This window comes from Tropicimonas aquimaris (assembly GCF_042676185.1).
Lineage (GTDB): Bacteria > Pseudomonadota > Alphaproteobacteria > Rhodobacterales > Rhodobacteraceae > Tropicimonas > Tropicimonas aquimaris.
On the sequence record NZ_JBHTJT010000008.1, the window covers coordinates 692,655 to 715,122 of the forward strand.

At 60.1% G+C, this 22,468-nt stretch carries 21 protein-coding genes and 1 pseudogene; 5 read left to right on the forward strand and 17 right to left on the reverse strand.

Annotated elements, in window-relative coordinates; genetic code table 11:
- Positions 1-74 precede the first annotated feature (74 nt).
- From ACFQ2S_RS09740 to ACFQ2S_RS09750, 3 genes are read right to left on the reverse strand one after another with little or no spacing between them, the layout of a single operon-like run.
- Positions 75-1,745 carry a recombinase family protein gene (locus ACFQ2S_RS09740; RefSeq protein WP_386074259.1) on the reverse strand — a complete coding sequence of 557 codons (1,671 nt, stop codon included), beginning with the start codon at positions 1,743-1,745 and terminating at the stop codon, positions 75-77.
- Entirely contained in the window at positions 1,742-2,149 is a 408-nt protein-coding gene (locus ACFQ2S_RS09745) for a DUF2924 domain-containing protein (RefSeq protein ID WP_068318412.1), read from the reverse strand. Before ACFQ2S_RS09745 ends, ACFQ2S_RS09740 begins: the two co-directional genes overlap by 4 nt.
- Complete coding sequence (locus ACFQ2S_RS09750) at positions 2,146-2,376, reverse strand: DUF3489 domain-containing protein (protein ID WP_386074260.1); 231 nt, start codon at positions 2,374-2,376, stop codon at positions 2,146-2,148. Before ACFQ2S_RS09750 ends, ACFQ2S_RS09745 begins: the two co-directional genes overlap by 4 nt.
- 586 nt (positions 2,377-2,962) lie before the next feature.
- Between ACFQ2S_RS09750 and ACFQ2S_RS09755 the strand changes: the two genes are divergently transcribed.
- From ACFQ2S_RS09755 to terL, 3 genes are read left to right on the forward strand one after another with little or no spacing between them, the layout of a single operon-like run.
- Positions 2,963-4,303: a site-specific DNA-methyltransferase gene (locus ACFQ2S_RS09755; protein WP_386074261.1), complete on the forward strand. Its 1,341-nt coding sequence runs from the start codon at positions 2,963-2,965 to the stop codon at positions 4,301-4,303.
- On the forward strand, positions 4,296-4,727 hold the full coding sequence (locus ACFQ2S_RS09760) for a DUF5681 domain-containing protein (protein WP_386074262.1): 432 nt from the start codon (positions 4,296-4,298) through the stop codon (positions 4,725-4,727). The genes ACFQ2S_RS09755 and ACFQ2S_RS09760 overlap by 8 nt, the downstream gene beginning before the upstream one ends.
- Positions 4,714-6,195: a phage terminase large subunit gene (terL, locus tag ACFQ2S_RS09765; RefSeq protein WP_386074263.1), complete on the forward strand. Its 1,482-nt coding sequence runs from the start codon at positions 4,714-4,716 to the stop codon at positions 6,193-6,195. Before ACFQ2S_RS09760 ends, terL begins: the two co-directional genes overlap by 14 nt.
- Positions 6,196-6,702: 507 nt before the next feature.
- Here terL and ACFQ2S_RS09770 read toward each other — a convergent pair.
- The 14 genes and pseudogenes from ACFQ2S_RS09770 to ACFQ2S_RS09835 all read right to left on the reverse strand — a co-directional run.
- A pseudogene (locus tag ACFQ2S_RS09770) lies at positions 6,703-6,934 on the reverse strand (transposase); the annotation flags it as partial.
- 830 nt (positions 6,935-7,764) lie between these two features.
- A complete protein-coding gene (locus ACFQ2S_RS09775) occupies positions 7,765-8,565 on the reverse strand; it encodes a crotonase/enoyl-CoA hydratase family protein (protein WP_386074264.1) in 801 nt (266 codons plus the stop codon).
- Positions 8,562-9,845, reverse strand: a complete 1,284-nt coding sequence (locus tag ACFQ2S_RS09780; protein WP_386074265.1) for a CaiB/BaiF CoA transferase family protein — start codon at positions 9,843-9,845, stop codon at positions 8,562-8,564. Before ACFQ2S_RS09780 ends, ACFQ2S_RS09775 begins: the two co-directional genes overlap by 4 nt.
- Positions 9,846-9,852: 7 nt before the next feature.
- A complete protein-coding gene (locus ACFQ2S_RS09785) occupies positions 9,853-10,182 on the reverse strand; it encodes an NIPSNAP family protein (RefSeq protein ID WP_386074266.1) in 330 nt (109 codons plus the stop codon).
- Between the two features lie 17 nt (positions 10,183-10,199).
- Positions 10,200-11,636, reverse strand: a complete 1,437-nt coding sequence (locus ACFQ2S_RS09790; RefSeq protein ID WP_386074267.1) for an aldehyde dehydrogenase family protein — start codon at positions 11,634-11,636, stop codon at positions 10,200-10,202.
- Between the two features lie 30 nt (positions 11,637-11,666).
- A complete protein-coding gene (locus ACFQ2S_RS09795; protein WP_386074268.1) occupies positions 11,667-12,038 on the reverse strand; it encodes a YciI family protein in 372 nt (123 codons plus the stop codon).
- 68 nt (positions 12,039-12,106) lie between these two features.
- The gene (locus ACFQ2S_RS09800; protein WP_386074269.1) at positions 12,107-13,066 is read right to left on the reverse strand and encodes a Bug family tripartite tricarboxylate transporter substrate binding protein; all 960 of its coding nucleotides are present in this window, start codon (positions 13,064-13,066) and stop codon (positions 12,107-12,109) included.
- A 97-nt stretch (positions 13,067-13,163) separates the two neighbouring features.
- Positions 13,164-14,660 (reverse strand): tripartite tricarboxylate transporter permease, encoded by a 1,497-nt coding sequence (locus ACFQ2S_RS09805; RefSeq protein WP_386074270.1) that lies wholly within the window; start codon positions 14,658-14,660, stop codon positions 13,164-13,166.
- Between the two features lie 2 nt (positions 14,661-14,662).
- Entirely contained in the window at positions 14,663-15,127 is a 465-nt protein-coding gene (locus ACFQ2S_RS09810; protein ID WP_386074271.1) for a tripartite tricarboxylate transporter TctB family protein, read from the reverse strand.
- Between the two features lie 62 nt (positions 15,128-15,189).
- Positions 15,190-16,224, reverse strand: a complete 1,035-nt coding sequence (locus ACFQ2S_RS09815; protein ID WP_386074272.1) for an Ldh family oxidoreductase — start codon at positions 16,222-16,224, stop codon at positions 15,190-15,192.
- Positions 16,221-17,162, reverse strand: coding sequence for an alpha/beta hydrolase (locus ACFQ2S_RS09820; protein ID WP_386074273.1), 942 nt, complete (start codon positions 17,160-17,162; stop codon positions 16,221-16,223). Before ACFQ2S_RS09820 ends, ACFQ2S_RS09815 begins: the two co-directional genes overlap by 4 nt.
- Positions 17,147-17,704, reverse strand: coding sequence for an NADPH-dependent FMN reductase (locus tag ACFQ2S_RS09825; RefSeq protein ID WP_386074274.1), 558 nt, complete (start codon positions 17,702-17,704; stop codon positions 17,147-17,149). Before ACFQ2S_RS09825 ends, ACFQ2S_RS09820 begins: the two co-directional genes overlap by 16 nt.
- Before the next feature lie 24 nt (positions 17,705-17,728).
- Entirely contained in the window at positions 17,729-18,634 is a 906-nt protein-coding gene (locus ACFQ2S_RS09830; RefSeq protein WP_386074275.1) for a VOC family protein, read from the reverse strand.
- 129 nt (positions 18,635-18,763) lie between these two features.
- Complete coding sequence (locus tag ACFQ2S_RS09835; protein ID WP_386074276.1) at positions 18,764-19,609, reverse strand: fumarylacetoacetate hydrolase family protein; 846 nt, start codon at positions 19,607-19,609, stop codon at positions 18,764-18,766.
- 152 nt (positions 19,610-19,761) lie between these two features.
- On the opposite strand from ACFQ2S_RS09835, the gene ACFQ2S_RS09840 reads away from it, so the two are divergent.
- Both ACFQ2S_RS09840 and ACFQ2S_RS09845 read left to right on the forward strand, forming a co-directional pair.
- Positions 19,762-20,472 (forward strand): FCD domain-containing protein, encoded by a 711-nt coding sequence (locus ACFQ2S_RS09840; RefSeq protein WP_386074315.1) that lies wholly within the window; start codon positions 19,762-19,764, stop codon positions 20,470-20,472.
- A gap of 610 nt (positions 20,473-21,082) precedes the next feature.
- On the forward strand, positions 21,083-22,456 hold the full coding sequence (locus tag ACFQ2S_RS09845; protein ID WP_386074277.1) for an FAD-binding oxidoreductase: 1,374 nt from the start codon (positions 21,083-21,085) through the stop codon (positions 22,454-22,456).
- The last annotated feature ends 12 nt before the right edge of the window (positions 22,457-22,468 follow it).

The following is a 22,468-nucleotide window of genomic DNA, read 5'->3' on the forward strand; positions in this document are numbered from 1 at the left end:
GGGAATTATTGGACCCGGACAGGGAATGTTTCTTGACGGAACAGGGAAAATGTCCGCGCGATCAGGGAAGCGGTTCAGGCGCCGAATCCGAGCACCTGTTTCTGAGCGCTCCATTCCAACGGCAAACTGTTGCGCAGGAGCCGCTCCAGCGTGAGATCGATCGGCTGGGTGCCGTCGACGATGGCGGCCTGGATCTTCGGCGAAAGACCGGCGAGCGCGATGATGCGCGCGACGTATCGTTCGGAGACGTTCACCTCAGAGGCAAGTCGTTTCAGCGAGGTGCCGGACTTGACCGAGTCCGACCAGCCGTGAGCGTTGCGCAGCGCACGGATCATCGCGACATCGGGCGCTTGGGCGATGTTGCCAGCGATGATCTTCATCTCGACACCGCGACGACGGAAGGCGAACGGTTGCTCGAGCGTCAGCAAACCCGGATTGAAGTCTTCTACCGACAAGCCAGTTGCATCGGCAATGGCACCGACATCAAGCTCGATCGTGATGCGTCCGTTTCCAAGGGCCCCTTTGGTGATCAGTGTGCTCGCGGCGAGGATTCCGTCGGACCGGATCTGGTGCGAGAGCCTCTCCACGGCTTCTGACGCGGCGACAGATTGCAGAGCGTCCTTGCAGCAGAGAACGGCATGGCGGCTCGCATGTTCCGCGAGATGACCCGCGATGAGTTTGGCAACGGTTGCCTCGAGTGCTGGTGCCGGCAGGCGCCACCCTGTCGGATCGGTACCGCCGGAGACCAGCCGGTTCGAGATGTAGTAGCGCAGATGCTTACCGTTCTTCCGGGTATGGGTCGGGGTGAGCAGATCCTCGGTTTCGTCCCGGAACTTGCCCTTGAGCGGTGCTGCATCACTGCTGGGCTGTCCGGCTGGAACGCCGCGCCGCCGGGCACTGGCGGCCTGCAGAAGGTCCTGCACCTCGTCCCATAAACCCTGATCGACGATGGCTGGATGTTTGCCGGGGAAAGTCTTCTCCTTGTGCCGGATCAAGCCAAGATAGATCGGGTTGGTGAGAATTTTGTGGATCTGGCCGCGGCTCAAGCTGTTGCCGCCCTGAACCCTCCCGGTCGAGAAGACATGGCACTTGGAGCGCAGGCCAATGTCTTCAGCTTCGCGGGTGACGAGGTTCAGGCACCTATGAGTGGCATAGAGAGCAAAGATCTGTCGGACCACGTCGGCCTCTGCCGCGTTGACCACGAGTTCCCGGCGCATCGGATCCGGATGTGGGTCGTAGCCGAGTGGGGGAACGCCGCCCATCCAAAGCCCCTTCTTCTTCGAGGCGGCGATCTTGTCGCGGATCCGCTCAGCGGTGACTTCGCGCTCGAACTGGGCAAAGGAAAGCAGCACGTTCAGTGTCAGCCGGCCCATCGACGAAGAGGTGTTGAAGGCCTGGGTGACGGAAACGAAGGAGCAATCTTTCTCTTCCAGACGCTCGACCAGCTTGGCGAAGTCGGCGAGCGAGCGGGTCAGCCGGTCGATCTTGTAGACCACGACCATGTCGATGCGACCGGCATCGATATCGGCGAGCAGCCGCTGCAACCCGGGGCGCTCGAGCGTGCCGCCGGAGATGCCGCCATCGTCGTAGCGCGCCGGCAGCATCTTCCAGCCCTCGTGGCGCTGGCTGGCGATATAGGCGGCACAGGCCTCGTGCTGGGCATCGAGAGAATTGAATTCCTGGTCAAGCCCCTCGTCGGAGGATTTGCGTGTGTAGATGGCGCAGCGGATCCGGGGCTTGCTCATGACCGGGCCTTTCTGTTGAGGCCGAAGAACCGCGGTCCGGACCAATGGGCGCCGGTGATCTCGCGAGCGATGACCGACAGGGACCGCCAGCTCTGGCCATTCCAGCGGAACCCGTCCTCGGTGACCTCGACAACATGGGTGACGCCGTTCCACTCACGCAGCAACCGACTGCCCGGCTCGAGTTTGGCCGTCTTCGAACGACGTCCAAGATCATCGCTCTGCATCAACGCCTTCCGGACCCGGGCGGGCAGACCACCGGATCTGCGGGTCTGGATCTCGGTGGCAAGGAACCGGCGCAGGAAAGACCGGCTTAGCCCTTTCGGCACCTGGGTGTCGAAGATCTCGGTCCAGGCCGCGATCAACGCGGCCCGGTCCATAGTTTCGAGATCGGCGACGCGGATCATTCGGACGCCTCGGCCTCGGCCGTGATCCGGTAGAGGGACGGACTGCCCTTTTCGAGGGCCGTTTGCCGCTCGACCGTGTAACCGGCCTTCCGTAAACCGCTCAGGACCGCCCGGGCGGAATGCGGCTGCCATCCGGTGGCCTTGCAGATCGCCTCGATGCTCGTGCCCTCGGGGCGAGCGAGCATCGCACGCACCTTGTCGGTCTTTGTCTGCTTGCGCTTGGTCATTGGTCTTCTCCTCAGGTAGCGGGCCGGCGGGATGCCAGCCCCGGTACCGAGGAGAGCCCGATCTGTTCGGGCGTGTTGTCAGTGACGCTCTGATCGCGGCAACAGTCCAGCGGAACTTGTGCAATGGCGCATGCTCGAAAGATCCTTTCATGTTCGTTCACAGAGCACCTGTCGAAACCGGCAACCGATCACGTTTTGCCTCTCTCGATGCTCGGCTGCGCGCTGCACAACCCGGACAGGCAGAATTATAGCATGCCCACGATTTTTGTTTATTTACAATTCATTAAGGCAATTTCATCCTTGACGAGAACAGCTGCGCAATGATAGGCGCTATCCTGCCTGCTTCATTACGGGGGCTAAATCGCTACCCTGGCAGCACTCACATGGGCACCATGCCCAGCAGAGAGCATTCGAAGCGGCAACAAACCGGATCCATCGGTCCGGGGAGTTGCTGTGTATGCTCTCTCCGTATTCCCGACGCGATCCATTCTGACCTTCGCCGTTCCCACGGCACCTATGAATGGAGACACAAATGCGTGCCCGCCCCACAAAACCCGCCGCCCCGGCATCGACCAAACCCATCTGGATGGCTGACAAGGTCGTCCAGACCCCGGTTGCTGACCTCAAACCCTATGCCAACAACAACCGTATCCACACGGCGAAGAACGTCGGCAAGCTGAAGGCCTCGGTGGCCAAGTTCGGCTTCGTCGCGCCTATCCTCGTTGACTGCGACGGCGTCATCATCGCTGGCCATGGGCGCCTGGAAGCTGCGAATGCGCTCGGCCTGACCACAGTTCCGACCGTGGTGGCGGATCACCTGAGCCCGGCCGAAGTGCGGGCGCTGCGGATCGCCGACAACAAACTGGCCGAACTCTCCGACTGGAACCCGGAAGCATTGCAGATCGAGTTCACCGAGCTGATGGACCTGAGCCTCGACGGCGACCTCGACTTCACGCTCGACATCACCGGCTTCGAGATGCCGGAGCTCGATATCATCATCGGTGGTGCCGGCGAGGCCGAGGCGGCACCTGCGGAAACCGTCGAGGCGCCCGATCCGTCGAAGCCGGTTGTGACCCAACCCGGCGACCTCTGGGTCCTCGGGGATCATCGCATTCTCTGTGGCAATTCGCTGGAGGAGGCCAGCTATGCCCGTGTCCTCGATGGCGAGAGCGTCGGGATGGTCTTCACCGACCCGCCCTACAACGTGCCGGTGAACGGCCATGTCCGCTCGGGCAATGGCGGGGAACATCGCGAGTTCGCCATGGCCTCGGGCGAGATGTCGGATTCTGAGTTCCGCAGTTTCCTCGCGACATTCCTGACCGGGACCCGGGACAAGATGGCCGAGGGTGCCGTCGGCATGATTTGCATGGACTGGCGGCACATCGGGGATCTGATCGCGACAGGCAAGTCCTGCGGCCTCGAGTTGATCAACCTCTGTGTCTGGAACAAGACCAATGGCGGCATGGGCAGCCTCTACCGTTCCAAGCATGAGATGATCTGCGTCTTCAAAAAGCCGGGCGCGCCGCACATCAACAATGTCGAGTTGGGCAAGCACGGTCGCAACCGGACCAATGTCTGGGACTATGCCGGCGTCAACAGCTTCGGCAAAGCTCGCGAGGCGGATCTCGCCGATCACCCGACCGTCAAACCGACCGCCCTTGTTGTCGATGCAATCATGGATGTGAGCCACCGCGGCAGTGTGGTGCTGGATGCCTTCGGCGGCTCTGGCGCAACGCTCCTCGCCGCCGAGAAAACCGGTCGTCGGGCGCGGCTGATCGAACTCGACCCGGCTTATGTCGATGTTGCCATCCGCCGTTGGCAGGAGATGTCCGGGAAGACGGCAGTGCATGCCACGACCGGCGAAACCTTCGATGACCATACCGCGGCTGTCGGTACTGCCAATCCGATGGAGGCGAGCCATGTCTGAGCCCGAGAAAAACTACGAGGTCGGCTACGGCCGGCCTCCGAAACGCACGCAGTTCAAGAAGGGCCAGTCGGGCAATCCGAAGGGCCGGCCGAAAGGCGCGAAGGGTTTCAATGCCAGCCTGCAGCGTGAACTGGAGACCAAGGTCACCGTTCGCGAGGGCAATCGTGAGGTGAAGATCTCCAAAGCGGAGGCCGCAGCCAAGCGCCTTGTCGCAACGGCCCTGAAGGGTGACATGAAAGCCCTGACGATGCTCGCGCGTTTCGATGCCGACCTGTCCGGACGGCTCGACGCCGACGCCGCGGGCACTGCTCTTTCCGACACGGCTGAGCAGGTGGACTACGACATCCTTCGCCATTTTTTTGCAGAGGAAGATGGCGACGATGCGACGACTGAGGATGAGGAGGGAGTCGATGACTGCTCCTGATCCGCATCAGGTTCGTCTGGCCGCGCTTCAGCGCAGCCGGAAAAGTTTCTTTTTGTTCGTGTGGCGGGTGTTCGACACCCTCCACAAGGGGGCGAATGACCGGTTTGAACCGGCGTGGCACGTCCAGGCGATGTGCCATGAGCTCGACAATGTACGCATCGGCGAGAACAAGCGGTTGGTGATCAACATCCCGCCGCGGTGTCTGAAATCCGTGACGGTGGCGGTTGCCTATGTCGCCTTTATCCTTGGGCACAACCCCGGGGCCAAAATCATCGTTGCGAGCTACGGGCTCGATCTTGCGCGCAAGCATTCCGACGATTGTCGGCGGGTCATGTCCTCAAGATGGTATCAGCAGATGTTTCCTTCGACCCGGCTCGCGAAGAAAGGCAACACTGCCGAGGAAATCCGGACAACGAAAGATGGCAGCCGCAAGGCCGTCTCCATCGGCAGTTCAGTCACAGGCCACGGGGCCGACTACATCATCATCGACGATCTGCTGAAGGCCGGGGACGCAAACTCGGAAGCGGAACTTCTTCGCGCGCAGGAGTTCATCGAGGGATCGCTGCTGTCGCGGTTCAACAACCAGGCCGAAGGCCGCGTGGTGATGATCGCTCAACGGCTCCATGAACTGGATCCGCCGGGATACCTGCTCGACAAGGGAACCTATCGGCATCTCAACCTGCCGGCGATCGCCGAGGAGAACGAGAGCGTCCGCATCGGGAACACGAAGGAACAGGTCCATTGCCGCTGCCCCGGTGATCTGCTGTTCCCTGAGCGGCTCGACCGCGAGACGCTGGACCGCATGCGCCGCGAAATGGGATCGGTCATCTTCAACTGTCAGTACCAGCAGAACCCGATCGCCCCTGACGGGTCGCCGCTTCGCTGGGAGTGGTTTGGCACCTACGAAACCGTCGAGGACCGGCGGTGGTATCAACTGATTGTCCAAAGCTGGGATACAGGAATGTCCTCGTCGCCGAGTTCCGATTTCTCGGTCTGCACGACCTGGGGGTTCCGGGAACACAAGTGGTATCTGCTAGATGTGTGGCGGGGCCAACTGGACTATCCGGACCTCAAAAGCAAAACGTTGCAGTTGGTTGCCCAATGGGATCCGGATCGTGTCCTCATTGAAGACGCGGCAACCGGGCGCCCCCTGTTCGATGACCTCTTCCCGGAAGATCGACGGCGCTATGAGCGGATACGACCCGAGAAAGAGAAGGAGATCCGCTTCAACGCATCTTGTGCTCCGGTCGAAGAACGCAAGGTCTTCCTTCCGGCCGAGGCCCCCTGGCTTGCGGGCTTCAAACATGAACTCCAGGCTTTTCCGCGGGCTCGCAACGACGACCAGGTCGACAGCTTCAGCCAGTTTCTGAACTGGTCCAAGGGCAATGGCCCGTGGCGGGCGCTTGGCCGGCATCACCCCCTCGTTGAAGAACGTCGCGAGAAAAACCGGCAGAAGCGGCGACGGTAGTGGTAGCTCTCAATACTCTGGCTCATAACCTGAAGGTCGTAGGTTCAAATCCTACCCCCGCAACCAAAAATCACTGGAAAAACAAATACTTACGGACGCGCCCGCAAAGGCGCTCGTAAGCTGTTTTTTCTTGCTCACCACTTGCTCACCAAATCGCTCGTCCGCCAGCCGTGGTGCGAGCGACCATGGTGCACGCCTCTCATTAAGATGAGTCGGCCACGAACGTGGAACTTCAGAGTTCCGGCCGAATGCTCGCGTGGTCTGTCCAGTTCGACTTCGGTAGCCTCTTGCGCCTCAGTACCCAATTTGGATCGCAGCGGTCTCACTTTGGTGCATCGTTGCAGCCGAGAGCCGGATACACCGTCGGATGCCTGCTGATTGCGAACAAGTTCACGGAGGTGATTGCTCGTCTCCGATTTGTGCTGCTATCCCGTGAACGGTTTGTCTCACTCGACAAGGTCACGTTCGTCAAGCTGGCGTAATCTCCCAAATGGACTGAGGTCATTTTCAAGCCTGTTGGGTTGCTATTCTGAGAATAGGATTGGACTTCTCGTGGTCGATCTGGGCGAATGCGTCGATCGTCATGTAGCGGCTTGAGGTAAGCCATTCGTCGTTATGCTCGAACATGACAGCGCCGATGAGCCGGGTGATGGACGCCTCGTTGGGGACGATCCCGACCATGTCAGCGCGTCACTTCCTTGTTCGGGCGCTCGATTGGGTTGATCGCGTGTCGTCCGGTTGCTCACTGCCCATCCAACAGTGCGGCGAGATTGAAGGTCGAGGATCACTGCCGGGAAAAACCAGCGTTCCTGCGTCCATACAAAGCTAATGTTACCGGCCGATCTCCGGTTCGGGCGATCTGCCGAGAAGTCGCGATCCATCAGGTTGTGCGCGATGTTGAAGCTGTGCTTGCTGTCTGTCGTGGCCTTGAACTTCTTGCCTCTTTTCACAGATTTGCCGTTCTCACGCATCGGCCTGTCGACACGACGAAGAACGACATGGAGGCCAAGTCCCATCAACTCCTCGGTCGTGCGTGGGCGGCCATAGCTGCCTAGAGACTGGGCGAAATGCCCGCGAATGTGAGCGGCCAGGACCACCTTGTCCTTGCGCCATCTGTCGCTGAGCGGACGGCGGCGCTAGGCGCGATAATCCCAAGGCTAAAACCCATTGTATCACAGAGTCGGTGCTCCGGGATTTCGTAGCGGAGTTCTTCGACGAAGGCGAACCCCACCTGCTTCTTCCCGCGACGAACACCGTGGCCGTTTTTTCAAATCCCTCTCCTCCCGGAGCTGACGGTTCTCTTTCCGAAGTTCGGCGATCTCGCGTTCAAGATCTGATTGGATCTTGGGTTTCTCAGGACTGCCCTTGTCTTTGGTATCCAACGGCTCAGCTTTAAAAACTCAATCCGAAAATCCGCTGCTACTTGCTTTCGCGGCGACCCGTTGGTCAATGCTTCGCGCACCGCTGCAGCGCGGTATTCCTCTGTTGGGCGTGATCCCATCTGTGTTCTCCTTTTGCGACACGATAAGCGGTCAAAGGAGCAGCACAATCCCGCGACAGGTCCACGTTTCAGTCGCCGGAAAATACGCCGACCCGACGCTCAAGAAGCGCTGCGACTGCTTCCTCGTGGTCTGCCGTCTGGTGCGCGGCTCCTTGGTAGGCCGCAGATAACTCGAGGACTTGATCGAGCGTGGAAACCGTTCCCTCCCGCATCAGTCGCTTTGTCAAGCGAAGCTGTCTCGGTGGGTTTCGGGCAATCCTTTGGGCCAAGGTCATTGATGTGTCGAGCAATTCTTCGGGTGCTGTTACCTGCGAAACAAGGCCCCAGGCCAAGGCCGTGTGGGCGTCAACCGGATCAGCCGTGAAGGCCATTTCAGCAGCGCGTGACAGGCCAACCTGACGAGGCAGGATCCATGCCCCGCCATCGCCGGAGATTATGCCGACATTCACGAAATTCTCGGCAAATGTCGCAGTCTCGGACGCGATACGTATGTCGCAGAACAACGCAAGGTCGCAGCCCGCGCCGTAAGCTGGGCCATTTATCGCAGCGATCAGGGGCACCTCGACGGACCAGACCGCCTTGGCCACGCGCTGTATCCCGGCGCGATATGCATTGCGCACGGCAATCGCATCGCCGGCGAAGATGCCCTCCTTGTTGCGCATGTGTTTCAGATTGCCGCCCGAGGAGAAGGCCTTGCCCGCCCCGGTCAGGATCGCGCAGCGGATCGACTGGTCGGCATTGAGCCAGTCCATGGCGGCACAGATCTCGGCCACCATGTCGGTGTCGGTGATCGGGTTGCGCAGTTCAGGCATGTTGAGGGTCAGCGTGGCGATTCCGTCCTCTTGCGTGATCAGGAACTTGTCGCTCATGGAGTGCCTCCGGCTTTGGGTTTGGCGCGGGTATCCCCTATCGTGCCATCAGACATAAGGGCCCCGAGATCGAAGGTTGACGGGTCGAGCAATCGCGACAGGACCGCACCCGTATCCGCGCCGAGATCGGGGGCGGCAAGCGGTGCAACAGCCGGTGTCCGCGATAGCTTCAGTGGAGAGCCGACACCCACCAGCGCGCCGCCATCCGGCGTTGTGGGATATGTCTGCAGCTCGCGGAACCGGACGTGGGGATCGGCGAAAACCCGTTCGATGGTGTTGATCGGCCCGACGGGTACATTGGCTGCATTCAGGGTCGTTATCCAATCGTCCATGCTGCGCCCTGACATCAGACCCTGAAGGATGGGGATCAACACGTCTCGATTGCGCACCCGGCCTGGATTGGTGGCAAAGCGTTTGTCTTTCGCCAACCCCGGCGCGCCGGCCGCCTTGCAAAACCGGGCAAACTGACCGTCATTTCCTACGGCGAGGATAACGTGACCGTCACTCGCGGCGAACGCCTGGTATGGAACGATACTAGGATGTGCATTGCCAAGGCGGCCCGGCGAGGTGCCGGTGGCCAGGAAATTCATCGCCTGGTTGGCGAGCGTGGCGACCTGAACATCCAGCAAGGACATGTCGATATGCTGCCCTTCGCCGGTGGCATCACGGTGTCGCAAAGCAGACAAGATGCCGATGACCGCGTAAAGCCCGGTGAGCACGTCTGTGAGCGCCACGCCAACTTTCATCGGTTCCGCACCCGGTGTCCCATCGGGTTGGCCGGTCACGCTCATCAGCCCGCCCATGGCCTGGATCAGGAAGTCGTAACCGGCGCGGTTCGCATAGGGCCCGGTTTGCCCGAACCCGGTGATCGAGCAATAAACGATATCGGGTTTGATCGCCTCAATGGAGGCATAATCGAGCCCGTATTTTGCAAGGCCGCCGACCTTGAAATTCTCGATGACCACGTCGCATTGGCCAGCCAATGCCTTCAGAACCCGTTGACCTTCCGGCCGGACCATATCGACCGTGACCGATTTCTTACTCCGGTTAGCACTATGAAAGTAGGCGGCACCACGATCTCTGCCCTGTTGGTCGGTAACGTTTGGCGGGCCCCAACTGCGGGTGTCGTCGCCCACGCCGGGACGTTCGATCTTGATCACCTCAGCCCCCATATCCGCAAGGATCTGCGTGGCCCACGGGCCCGCAAGGATCCGGGTCATGTCCAGCACGCGCAGTCCGGAAAGGGCGGCTCCGGGCGCGGTTTTTGAGGTCTCGGTCATGTTCCGCCTAGCGCATGGTGGAAAAAGCGGTTGGAGCGAGGAAACTGGACGCAATATTTGCGACCACCTCTCCATGGGCCTCTTGATGCGCCGCGCGCGCGGCGAGCCATTCGGGATCGCTGGCAAAAGTGTTCCAGAGCCGCTCGCGTTCCTCCAGTGACTCCCAGGCCAGGAAATAAGTCAGGTCGTGGTTCGAGGGGCCGACAAGAGTGGTGAAAAAGCCCACCGGGCGCAGACCGATCCGCTCCCATATCCGGAGGGTCGAATTCTCGAACCGCTGCAGCAGTGCCGGCATACCGCCGGGAACGCAGGAATAGATGCGCATCTCGTAGATCATGGTTTGTCCTTGCGGTGTCAGGCCATTGTGTAGGCAGTTTTAACTGTGGTGAAGAATTCGGCGGCATAGCGGCCCTGTTCGCGCGGCCCATGGCTAGACGCCTTGCGCCCACCGAAGGGTACGTGGAAATCGACGCCTGCTGTTGGCAGGTTGACCATCACCATACCGGCTTCGGCGTTGCGCTTGAAATGGGTGGCATGCTTCAGGCTGGTGGTGGCGATACCAGCAGACAAGCCGAATTCGGTATCATTGGCGACGCTGAGCGCCTCGTCATAGTCCTTGACCGCGATTACCGCGGCCACGGGGCCAAAGATCTCCTCGCGCGCAATTCTCATCTGGTTGTTGCAATCGGCAAACAGGGCAGGCATCTGGAAATAGCCCTCGGTGTCGCGGCTCACGCGTTCGCCCCCTGCCACCAGACGGGCGCCTTCATCCTGGCCGATCTCGATATATTTCTCGTTTTGCGAAAGTTGGCTCTCGTCGACAACGGGGCCAATCTGAGTCTCGGGTTCAAGGGCGTTGCCCACGCGCAAGCCCGCCATTCGTTCGGTCATCTTGTCGAGAAACGCGCCCTCGATGGCCTCCTCAACGATGATCCGCGATGACGCAGTGCAGCGCTGACCGGTCGAGAAGAACGCGCCGTTGATGACGCAATCGACGGCCACGTCCAGATCGGCGTCGGCCAGGACGACGAAGGGGTTCTTGCCGCCCATCTCCAGCTGCACCTTGCGCATGAGTTGCGCGGATTTCGCGGCCAGCGCAGCCCCCGTCGGAACGGAACCGGTAAAGGTCAGGGCAGCGACGTCCGGGTTGTCGACGATGGTTTGGCCGACGACCGATCCGCGCCCCATTACCAGGTTCAGAACCCCGTCCGGCAGGCCGGCACGCCGCAGGATGTCGACCAGCGCCCAGGCACAACCAGGCACCAGGTCGGCCGGCTTGAAAACAACCGTGTTGCCGTAGCAAAGAGCAGGCGCCAGCTTCCACGCTGGGATTGCGATAGGGAAATTCCATGGCGTAATGATTCCAACAACGCCCATGGGTTCCCGCGTGATCTCGACGCCGACACCGGGCCGAATGGAAGGCAGGACTTCGCCTGTCAGGCGCAGTGCCTCTCCCGCGAAAAAGTCGAATATCTGGGCGGCGCGGACCGTTTCACCGATGCCCTCGGCCAGGGTCTTGCCTTCCTCGCGCGACAGCAACTGCCCCAGTTCCTCCTTGCGAGCCAGAATCTCGTCGGACGCCGCGCGCAACACAGCGTGCCGTTCCAATGGGGTCGAGCGGGACCACGCAGGGAAAGCCGCCTTGGCGGCATCAATCGCCATTCGGGTCTGCGCGGCGCTGGCTCGAGCATAGAGGCCCACGATATCCGTTGTGTCGGACGGGTTGATGTTGGGCGCTGCGTCCCCAGCGACCCAGTCGCCTCCGACAAGGTTCGGCTTCGGTTCTGACATGACTGTCTCCGGTGGTTCGGGGTGTTTGGATCAGCCGATGACTGCGGTCTGATCGGAGTATCTGACGGTCACGGTCATCGCGCCTTCGTTGAGCATCCAGCGATGCAAACTGTACTGGCGTAGCCCCGCGGCATGAAAAGGATCGGCATCGGCCAATGCACGAGCTTCGGCTTCATCCGGGGCGCGCACGATAATCATGCCTCCGGTGGGGGTGGTTCCACCGTCTTCAAAGATCGGGCCTGCGCCGAAAAGGGTTCCCTCGCGTTCCATCGCTATCTGGTAGTCGAGATGTGCGGGCAAAAGGTCTTGCATTCCGGGGCCACGGGCAGGTCTCGTAGTGATGACCCAGAGGGACTGGCGAAGCATCGTGGCGTAGAGTTCTTCCGGGGTTTTCGCAGTCATGCCGCCCTCATGGTCTTGATGATGTGAGAACGGCGCACGGCAACAGGATCACCGTGCGCCGAAATGGTTTAGCGCCGCTCGATACCCGCGGCCGCGATGACCTCGGTCCAGACCGCAATTTGGCGCTCGATCAGCGCTTTCAGTTCCTCACTGGTAGAACCGCCCGGAGCCGCACCAAGGGCTGCGATTTTTTCCTGAACGTCAGGCTGCGCAAGGGCTTTTCCGATAGAAGTGGACAGGATCTCCACAACATCATCCGGCACGCCGGCGGGGGCGCCAAGACCGGTCCAGGAAACGACATCAAAGCCCGGCGCAACCGTTTCGTTCAGCGTCGGAACATCTGGCGCATCGGGCCAGCGCTCGGCCGAGGTCACTGCAAGGATGTCATAGACTCCCGCTTCGGCCTGACCGGAGATCACGGTGCCGGTGTCGATGATCACGTTGACTTCGCCGCCCATCAAAGCGGTCGAGGCCGCTGCGCCCCCTTTGTAGGGTACATGGATGAACTCGGCACCTGTCTGCAGATCCAGAAGCTCCCCGGTCAGGTGCTGGGTCGAGCCGACGCCGGAATGGCCGATCACGATGCTGCCCGGTTCGGCTCGTGCAGCTTCGATCAGGGCCGTGATGGATTCGTACTCACCGGCGCGCGCGGCGACGAAGAACGGGAACTGTCCCAGGGTCGAAAGAAAGGTAAAATCATTCACAGAGTCGTAGGGCAGTTCGTTATAGAGCGCCGCGGCAACCGCATGCCCGCCGACAAGCAACTGCATCGTGTAGCCATCAGGCGCTTCGCTGGCCACATAACCCGAAGCCACGGTGCCACCTGCGCCAGGACGCGACTCCACGACGACGGGCTCTCCCAGATCCGCCGAGATTGCCTCGGCCATGATGCGGGACACGGTGTCAGCATTTCCGCCCGCACCGAAGCCGTGAACGATCCGCATCGCGCGATCGGGGAAACCCTGTGCGAATGAAGGCGCGGCCAGCGCCAGCGTCAGCGGCAAAGCGACGAGTAGTTTCTTGATCATTGTCTTCCTCCCAAGGTTTTCGGACGTCCTGTTTTTTATGGCCTCGGACCTCCCTTCGGCCTAATACGCGCCCTCTGTCGGGCACGGACTTTCCCGGTCACGACAGCACCCGGGCGGTTTTTCGCCGGGCTTTGATACTCGACCGAATTGCAAACACGACCAGCACCACCGAACACGCAACGAGAATCGCGCTGATAGGGCGGGTCAAGAAAACAGTGAAATCACCACGATAGATAAGCATTGCGCGCCGGAAGTTGTCCTCAAGCAGTGGCCCAAGGACAAAGCCCAGAAGCACGGGTGCCGGTTCGAACCGGTAGTTCTTCATGACGTAACCCAGAATGCCGAAGGCCAGCGTGAGAACCACATCGGTGACACTGGTGCGGTGCGAATATACGCCTACGCAGATCATCACGATGATCACCGGATAAAGCTTCTGGTACGGGATGCGCAGCAACAGAACCCAAAGCCGGATCAAAGGTATGTTGATCAGCAGCAAGATGATGTTGCCGACAAAGAAGCTCGCGATGACGCCCCAGAACAGCTCGGGCTGATCGACCATCAGACGCGGACCGGGGATTATGCCGTTCAGGATCAGCGCACCGATGATCAGCGCCATGACGGCATCGCCGGGAATGCCAAGGGTGAGCGTTGGGATGAACCCGGTCTGTGCCGCAGCGTTGTTGGCGGATTCTGGCCCGGCAAGGCCCGGCAGGTGCCCGGTCCCGAATTTCTCTGGCGTGCGTGAAACGCGCTTTTCGATCGCATAGGCCATGAAGGACGCAATCGCCGCTCCGGTTCCCGGCAGGGCGCCGAAGAAACTGCCGATGCTGGAGCCGCGCAGGATGGGCAACCCAAGGGTTCGCGCCTCGGCTCTTGTCGGGATCACATCGCGCATCCGGATAGACATAACGCGGCCCGGTGTGCTTCGGACAGCCGCGTTGCGGATGATCTCGCTGACACCGAACAGACCCATTGCAAGCGACACAAGGCTTATTCCGTCGGCCAGTTCGGGTATCGCGACAAAGCGGTAATAGCCGGTTGTCTGGTCGGCGCCGACAAGTCCTAGCGCGATCCCCAGAACCACCATCGCAAACGAACGGATCTGCGACCCGGTCCCGATCAGCGAGGCGGCCAGCAATCCAAGAATGACCAGCATCGCATATTCCGGCGCACCGAAGCGCAGGGCGATTATCGTCATCGGGATCGCGGCCAGAACCAAAATTGCAACGCCAAACATACCCCCGACAAAAGAGGAAAACGCCGCCACGAACAAAGCCAGTCCCCCGCGGTTGCTCTTGGACAACGGGTAACCTTCGAGGCAGGTCACGACCGACGACGGCGTGCCCGGCAAATTCAGCAGAATGGAGGCGATCGACCCGCCATATTGCGAGCCGTAATAGATGCCGGCCAACATGATCATCGACGTGGTCGCATCGAGATAGAAGGTCACCGGCAGCAGCAAGGAAATCGCGGTGATGGCCCCGATCCCTGGCAAGACCCCGATCAACTGTCCGATAAAGACCCCGATGAACGCATACATCAGTATTTGAGGTTGCAGGACGACACCCAGGCCAAGGAGGAACTGATCAATCATCATTACCTCCAGAACGCCGGGATCGGCAGTTCGAGGGCTACAACGAACAGAAGCCATCCGCCAAGTGTCGCCAGGATCGCGTATACCAGTATGTTCAGCGGGCGTGCATCGAAATCCGCGAACATCGAGACGGTGACTGCTAGGAACATGGACGGAACAAGGCCCACCCTATCCACAACGGATGCAAAAATGAGGATCGCCGCAGATACGAAGATCAGGCCTCGCCAGTGGATTTTCTCGCCACGCGCATGGCTCGGGGCCGATAAGTCGATGGCAATGATCGCAGCAGCTAGCGCACAGATCACGAACCCAACCACGCGCGGGATGAAACCTGGCCCCATCTGAGTCAGTTTGCCGACAGGGTAATTCCAGGCCACGACGAGGATAATAAGCCCGATCAGCAGAAGCACGCCACCGCTCGAGGCACGCTTTGCGATGGATGGTTGTACTTGGTCTACGCCTTGCATTTTGCCTCTCCCTGTTGGCGTCGATGCGTCGTGACTGTCGTGGTCTCGCGGAACCTTTGCCGCTAAGGGGGCGGCATGGATGTCGGTGCGGCAATGCCGAACTTGGCGGCCATGTCGGCCAGTCGGTTGAGCGTGCCCTCCGCAATCGGAATGCCCGTCTTATTGCGTTCTTCGGCAAGCCGAAATCCGCGCTCACCCGGCATCAGGATTTCCTCCGTGCCCAGTGCTTTAGGTAGCGCCTTGAGGCTGCTGGCCAATTCAGCGATCTGGCTGGCAAAAACTTCAGGATCCGAAAATGCCTCAATTCTGATGGCCAGTGCAGCGCCGTTCATTGCGCCCTTGCCCCCCGACAAGACGCCCGAGATTGCAGGATTGGAGACCAGAACGCTGGCCAGTATCTCGATCATCAGCGACAATCCCGATCCCTTGGGACCGCCAAGCGGCGTCAGGGTCGAGACTTTCGCGGGGTCGGTCGCCGGCGCGCCGTTGGCGTCGATGGCCCAACCTTCCGGGATCGACCTGCCTGCATCCCTGGCGTGCATGATCTTGCCAAGCGCCACGGTCGATGTGGACATATCCAGCAACAGCGGCAATCCGCGACCGGGGACTGCGATCGAGATCGGGTTGGTCGACAGCCCGGCAACCCGTGCGCCATGATAGGCCATCAAGGGGCCCGAGGCGGTCATTACAATACCCAGATATCCCCGCTCGGCCGCCCGCAGAGCGAAATAACCGACCGCGCCCGCATGGGTGATGTTGCGCGCCGAGCACCAGCCAATCCCAAGGCGGCTGGCGATTTCCACCGCCGTATCTGTCGCGGTCACCATCGCTGAAGGCCCCGGAGCGCGGGCTGCTTCAACCACCGCGACTGCGCCCTCTTGCGACACGACCGACGGAACGGCGGCGGGATCGATCATGCCCTTCTCGACCATTTCTCCATAGCGCGGGATGCGCAGGACACCATGGGAATCCGCACCTCGAGCGTTCGCCCAGACAAGGATATCCGCTGTCCGCTCCGCGTGACACGGCGAATAGCCGGCCGCATGCAACAGCGCTTCGGCATAATCCTTCAGATCCTCGGCACGAAACCGGGTCATGCGTGATCGCCAAGCGGTGTCGGGAAGAATTTCTTCAACCAAGCAGAGATCAACGCGCGCGTGTAGGGTGCGTCTTCATCGGATAACGGGAAATGAGACACTCCGGTCGGGATCATCAGCTCGGCATTGGCGCCGGCCTTCTGGAACAGGCTGATGGATTGTTCCATCGGCGTGATGACATCGCCAGCCGTATGGAACAGCAACAGCGGCCGCGGAGCGATATCGGCCACGACATCCTCGGCGCGGAAATGATACATGCTGATCGCCGTTTCCACGGGGACCTCGAACTGTGCATGAGGCGACAGGTTCTTGCGCAACTCCTCGGGGATCGGAACCACATCGAAGCGCGACACCCACATGCTTTCGCCGGTCTCGGCAAGGTGACGGCGCCCCTCGTCCAATATGCCGGTGAACTTGGCCCAAGCCTCTGGCGTGGGGTGCTGGCCACGGAATTTCCGCTCGCCGTCGCCCCATCCGCATAGCGACATGACACAAGCCACGCGCCGATCCACCCCACCGGTAAAGATCGCGACGGCCGCGCCAAAGCTGTGCCCGGTCAGTCCGATGCGGTCGGGATCCACCTCTTCGCGTTCGGAGATAAACGTCAACGCATTGCGGGTGTCGGCCACCTGATCGAAACACCGGACCTCACCGCGCGCGCCCTCGCTTTGCCCGCAGCCGCGAAAATCCATACGGAACACGCAATAGCCCATCTCTTCGATCATCCGTGCGACCAGTTCGACATGGGATTTGTCCTTGGTTCCAACGAACCCGTGCAAGACAATGAAGGTCGGCAGTCTCTGACCGGGTTTGCGCCCTTCGGGCACATGCAGAACGCCGGACAGCTTCAAGCCATCAGACATGAAGGAAAGCGGATATTCCATGAGTCGCGCCCTTTCTTCGGATAGTTTCGATATCGCGCTCAGGCGCGACGCCAAGATTGACAAAATGCTTCAAACGCAACTAGGTGGCCGCGAAGGAAGGTTTCGGTTTCGGCGTTCGTGATCTGACCCGCCTCTACATCCACCTTGCCCTTGGCGCCCGCAACCTGCACCTCGGGCTTGGCCATGATAATCACCTCCTGGCAGTGCAACGTTTGGCGCAGGCTTTCATGGACACGCGCGCCGCCGAGAAGACCGGGCGAAACGCTCCAGATCGCTGCCGGCTTGCGGGCCAGCGGATTGGGGTTCACACGCGAAAGCCAGTCAATCGCGTTCTTCAGCCCGCCGGGGATCGACCAGTTGTATTCGGGCGTAACGATCAGTATCGCATCCAAATCTTCGACCGCAGCGATCATGGCGGCCGCGGGATCGGGCATTCCTTCGTCCAGAATGTCCTGGTTGAACAGTGGAAGACTACCCGGGTTGGGCAAAGCCACAGCCTGCATCCCTTCCGGAACGAGGCCCGTAGCTGCGCGCGCCACTGCCCGCGACAACGACGCTCGCCGCAAGGAACCTTCGAGAATTCCAATCTTGATCACGAGTCTACCCTTTTTTGAGTTCGTTCAAGCCGCCGGGGAGGCCCAAGGGAACCTGTGCTCGCGCCACGGCAGCGGAGCAGGCTCGCCCCAGACATTCATGACGCGCACGTTGTCGGGCCGCTTGAGCGCGGTAATCACGTTGGGCTCATAGCGGTCATCATCGTTGATCAGCGCCATGTTGCCCGCGCATTCCACCATCGCGCCGCAGGCGTCGATGTAGTAGGCGTAAGTGTTGTCACCCGGCCGGTGGCGGCCCGGTCCCCAGATGAAATTCTTTTCGATCGTGTCCAGCAGATCGCCAAGGCGGCAATAATCCGAGAATTCCGCCACTTCCCAGGAATAGTGATGCAAGCCTGTTTCGCCCCGCACGATGCCGAGAATGTGATGCAGACGATTTGCGCCCCGCATCCAGCTCAGCCCATCATCCACCATCCTCTCGGATAGGCGCATCCCCATGATTGTCTCCATTTGGGCACGGGTCTGGGCCGGGTCGGGCGAAGTGATGTTCACATGGTCGATCCGCAGCGGCCCCATCCCGGTGGTTGCGTGGCGGTTGCCGTAGATTTCTGTCGCGACGGGGCTGTGAAGTTCGAACGTATGCCCCTGGGGCGTCACGAAGCTCACCCCGGTCACGCAACAATCAAGACTGGGTTGCTCGGACAGAAGCGTGCACCCAGCTTCGGCAACACGGCTTGCTGCCTGTGCGACCGCCGCCTCCGAGATAGCCTCGAAGCCGATTGACCGGGTCGAATTCTCCTGAGCCTCATGAAGCACCAGCTCGGCCATGCGCCCATTGGACGAAAGCCAGACACATCCGGCCTCTTCCCGTGTCACGCGAAGCCCAAGAATATCGCATGATTCGCGGACTAGTGCGTCGACATCAACCACGTTCAACTGAACGTGCCCTACCGAATTCACCAGATAACCCATAGCTCTCTCCCCTTGGCCCCGGTTTATTCTTGCTAGCACGGAGTTTCGGTAATCGCAATTATTTTCGAAAATTGTTCGGAAATTGAAAATCGCAGGATTATCCGTGGCCGTGGCAGGGGCCTGGTAACCTTATTTTTCAGCTTCCACGGTGTTGGACAGGACGCCGATCCCCTCGATCTCTACTTCCACGACGTCACCGGGCTTGAGGAATTCAGGCGGCATACGCTTGCTGCCGAATCCGGCACAGGTTCCTGTTACGATCACGTCGCCCGGCTCAAGCGGTGCGAAAGTTGAGATGTAAGAAATCAGATAGGGGATGTCGAAAATCATCCGCGATGTATCGGTGCGCTGTTTTTCGACGCCATTGACACGGGTCACCAACGACACACACTTGTGAGGAATAGGCAGGTCAGCCGCTTCCACCATCCAGGGCCCGAATGCACCGGTTCCGGAAAAGTTCTTGCCGGGTGTGAACTGGTGACTGTGCTTTTGCCAATCCCGTACGCTGCCGTCGTTATAGATCGAATAGCCCGCCACATGGGCCATCGCCCCTTCAGCCGGAATGTGCCGGCCACCCGTTCCGATAATCACTGCCAGTTCGCCTTCGAAATCCAACTTTTCCGAAGATCGGGGCTGAATCAGGGGCGCATCATGGGCAATCTGCGAGGATGGCAGGCGCAGGAAAAGAACAGGATATTCAGGAAGGTTTTCCGGTAGGGTAGAATCCTCGCGATAATTTATCGCCGCCATGACGATCTTGTCGGGGTTTGGAATCACTGGGGCCAGTTCGACCTCATCGAAACCCAACTCGGCCCCATCGATGCCGGCGAGCATCTCCCGTGGTCTTCCCGCTGCAATGAAGGATCTCAGATCTGCATACTTACCGTTGGAGCGCGCCCCTAGGTCCACAATACCCTGGTCCGAGACCGCTCCCCAGGACGACCGTTCGTTCAGCACGAAAGACAACAGCTTCATTCGTAACTCTTTCCTTTTTCGAAAATACGAATACTATTGAAAGTCTAGTACGTGAACCCCTATTCTCGATCACGGTGTTGCTTGGCGATCGGATGGGATATTCGAAAACCCGGGGCGCCAGCTGCATGGCGCTACGATTCCGCCGATCTATTATGGAGCGACGTGTGACCTCAGGCACCCTGAACCCGACAAGCGGCCCGTCTTCGCGATCCGAGGCATCCAGTTCACGAGATGTTCTAACACGCCTACGCACGGATATCGTCAGCAGCGTATTCGGGCCGGAAACCCGCCTGAAATTCGCGGACATGACGAAGCGCTATGATGTCAGCATCGGCACCTTGCGAGAGGCGCTTTCGCAACTTTCCTCGGAAGGGTTCGTGACGGTTGAGGCCGGCAAGGGTTTCAAGGTGTCGCCGGTTTCAGCCGAGGAACTCATCGAGATTACCGATCACTTCATCAGCTTTGAGAAGCGCGCGGTGCGAGAGGCCATTATACATGGCGGCGAGGACTGGGAAGCCAACATCGTCGCCGTGCACCATCGCCTGAGCCTTATCGAGGGGTTGCCGTGGGAACGACGCATGGAACGGCATTCTGAATGGGTCGAGCGCCACCGCGAGTTTCACGAGGCCATAGTCGCAGCATGCCCGGGGCGGTGGCTGTTTAGATTGCGCTCCATCATGTTTGACCAACTCGATCGATATCGCTTTGTGACAAAGCGGGCACCGGAGGGTCTTGGCGGACGGAAATTCGAGGAGCACCGCGAAATCATGATGGCGACGCTCGCCCGCGATGCCGATCTCGCCTCCGCCTTGATCGAGCAGCACATTCGCGACACCTCCGAGCGCGCGCTCAAATTGCTATGACCGAAAAGAGGCTAGAGACATTCAAAGGTATTCTCGCAATTCTGAGCTTGCGACGGTGCGTGGCAGCCATCCGGCGATCTGTGCCTGACGATCTCATGGTAGACCATTGCTCCAAGGCGCGCCCAGGAAAAGCAGGCCAAGCGGGCCTGTATGCTCAAACCGTTGCAAATTCCCCGAAACGGCACGCATTCCAAAGCCACGAAAACTCCCGTTCAATTCAACGGCACAAGCAAGGAACGCCCCGGGTGCGACACGTGCTAAACGAGACGGTTGGCGCAAAGCCTTTCCCTGGATTGCAGGAGGTGATTGTAGTCCGTGGACGTGTAGCTGGTCGAGTAGGAACTCGTAGCAAGCTTTCGCGCCTATTGTGCACAGATACCCTCGCGGTGGCGCTCCCAAGGGCCGAGCGCGCTGGCATCCTTTTCGCCAACCATCCGCAATCGTTCCTTTGGCAGACAACTCGCGATGTGCCGGGGCAAGGTGTTCCCGAAGCTGCTTTTTTTCATGTGAGCAAGGCCACCGCAGCAAGGAGTTCCTTTGAGTGTTGCACTGAGCATGACACCATCCGGAATCGTGGAACTTCTATGACCTTTGGGCGGGACCTTCCGAGATGACCAGTTTCATGGAGGTGCTGTCGGGTGCCCTGCCTACAAACGCCATTTTGACGGGCGACGCCGCGGCCCCATACCTGACTGACTGGATGGGCGAACTCAAAGGCGAAGCTCTAGCCGTTCTACGCCCTTCCACGGCACAGGAGGTGTCGCGGATTGTCACGATATGTCGCGATGCGGGTGTCGTGATCGTGCCGCAAGGCGGCAATACTGGTTTGGTCGGCGCGGCCACGCCCGTCACCAAACGCGCCGCTGTCGTTGTGCAATTGGGCCGGATGAATCGTATTCGCAGGGTCGATGCACGCGATAATGCCGCGACTGTGGAGGCGGGATGCGTGCTTGCAACTCTACAGGCGGCGGCCGAGGCGGAGGACCGGCTTTTTCCGTTGTCTCTCGGGTCGGAAGGCTCGGCGCAAATCGGTGGGTTGATCGCTACCAATGCAGGCGGAACCATGGCGTTGCGTTGGGGCATGATGCGCGATCTTGTGCTCGGCTTGGAGGTGGTGCTGCCAGACGGACGCATATGGTCGGACCTGTCCAGTCTGCGCAAACGCAACCTTGGGATCGATCCCAAACATCTCTTTATCGGCGCCGAGGGAACGACCGGCATCGTGACCGCAGCGGTCTTGAAGCTGGTGCCGCGCCCCGCCGCCCGAGCGACCGCCTGGCTCGCCCTGTCTCGCCTTGAGGCCGGCCCGGAATTTCTCAGCCTTGCGTTGCAACATGCCGGCGGCGCGGTCGATGCCTGTGAATTGATCCCGCGCCAGGGACTCTCTTTCGCCTCCGCCCACGTCGATGGCGCACAGTCGCCGCTCGATCCCACGCCAGACTGGGCCGTCCTTATGGAGATCAGTGGGCCGGACGCGGAACACCTCCAGGAGACCTTGATGAGTCTCTTGGAGGTTGCGATGGATAGAGACCTGGTCTGTGATGGTGTCGTCGCCGCCAGTGAGGGCCAGAGACGAGACCTCTGGTTTCTACGTGAGGCTATCGTCGAGGGGCAGCGCCTGGCAGGTTTTCAGATCAAGCACGACATCGCGGTGCCAGTTGCCGAGGTTCCAGAATTCATTCGGGTGGCCAGCGATCGGGTATCAAAGCTTGATGCACATGTGTTGGTTTCGGCGTTCGGCCATTTGGGAGATGGGAACATTCACTTCAATCTTTCGCCGAGCGCGAGTGCTGATCCGGCGGAGCTCTCAAAATGTGTATATGGCACCTGCCTTGAGTTTGGCGGAACAATCAGCGCCGAGCACGGCTTGGGGCGAAAAAAGAAAAAGATCGCCAAAGACCTGCAAGCGGTACAAACCTGCCCGTTCGAAATCGAGTCACTTCTCGACCCACAGCGCATTCTAAATCCTCTTTCCGAATCGTGACGGCCTCAGAAG

Bases quoted from the DNA above. Each gene is read 5' to 3' on its own strand.
- ACFQ2S_RS09740 (WP_386074259.1), bottom strand. From the start codon at position 1,745: ATGAGCAAGCCCCGGATCCGCTGCGCCATCTACACACGCAAATCCTCC.
- ACFQ2S_RS09745 (WP_068318412.1), bottom strand. From the start codon at position 2,149: ATGATCCGCGTCGCCGATCTCGAAACTATGGACCGGGCCGCGTTGATC.
- ACFQ2S_RS09750 (WP_386074260.1), bottom strand. From the start codon at position 2,376: ATGACCAAGCGCAAGCAGACAAAGACCGACAAGGTGCGTGCGATGCTC.
- ACFQ2S_RS09755 (WP_386074261.1), top strand. From the start codon at position 2,963: ATGGCTGACAAGGTCGTCCAGACCCCGGTTGCTGACCTCAAACCCTAT.
- ACFQ2S_RS09760 (WP_386074262.1), top strand. From the start codon at position 4,296: ATGTCTGAGCCCGAGAAAAACTACGAGGTCGGCTACGGCCGGCCTCCG.
- terL (WP_386074263.1), top strand. From the start codon at position 4,714: ATGACTGCTCCTGATCCGCATCAGGTTCGTCTGGCCGCGCTTCAGCGC.
- ACFQ2S_RS09775 (WP_386074264.1), bottom strand. From the start codon at position 8,565: ATGAGCGACAAGTTCCTGATCACGCAAGAGGACGGAATCGCCACGCTG.
- ACFQ2S_RS09780 (WP_386074265.1), bottom strand. From the start codon at position 9,845: ATGACCGAGACCTCAAAAACCGCGCCCGGAGCCGCCCTTTCCGGACTG.
- ACFQ2S_RS09785 (WP_386074266.1), bottom strand. From the start codon at position 10,182: ATGATCTACGAGATGCGCATCTATTCCTGCGTTCCCGGCGGTATGCCG.
- ACFQ2S_RS09790 (WP_386074267.1), bottom strand. From the start codon at position 11,636: ATGTCAGAACCGAAGCCGAACCTTGTCGGAGGCGACTGGGTCGCTGGG.
- ACFQ2S_RS09795 (WP_386074268.1), bottom strand. From the start codon at position 12,038: ATGACTGCGAAAACCCCGGAAGAACTCTACGCCACGATGCTTCGCCAG.
- ACFQ2S_RS09800 (WP_386074269.1), bottom strand. From the start codon at position 13,066: ATGATCAAGAAACTACTCGTCGCTTTGCCGCTGACGCTGGCGCTGGCC.
- ACFQ2S_RS09805 (WP_386074270.1), bottom strand. From the start codon at position 14,660: ATGATTGATCAGTTCCTCCTTGGCCTGGGTGTCGTCCTGCAACCTCAA.
- ACFQ2S_RS09810 (WP_386074271.1), bottom strand. From the start codon at position 15,127: ATGCAAGGCGTAGACCAAGTACAACCATCCATCGCAAAGCGTGCCTCG.
- ACFQ2S_RS09815 (WP_386074272.1), bottom strand. From the start codon at position 16,224: ATGACCCGGTTTCGTGCCGAGGATCTGAAGGATTATGCCGAAGCGCTG.
- ACFQ2S_RS09830 (WP_386074275.1), bottom strand. From the start codon at position 18,634: ATGGGTTATCTGGTGAATTCGGTAGGGCACGTTCAGTTGAACGTGGTT.
- ACFQ2S_RS09835 (WP_386074276.1), bottom strand. From the start codon at position 19,609: ATGAAGCTGTTGTCTTTCGTGCTGAACGAACGGTCGTCCTGGGGAGCG.
- ACFQ2S_RS09840 (WP_386074315.1), top strand. From the start codon at position 19,762: ATGGAGCGACGTGTGACCTCAGGCACCCTGAACCCGACAAGCGGCCCG.
- ACFQ2S_RS09845 (WP_386074277.1), top strand. From the start codon at position 21,083: ATGACCAGTTTCATGGAGGTGCTGTCGGGTGCCCTGCCTACAAACGCC.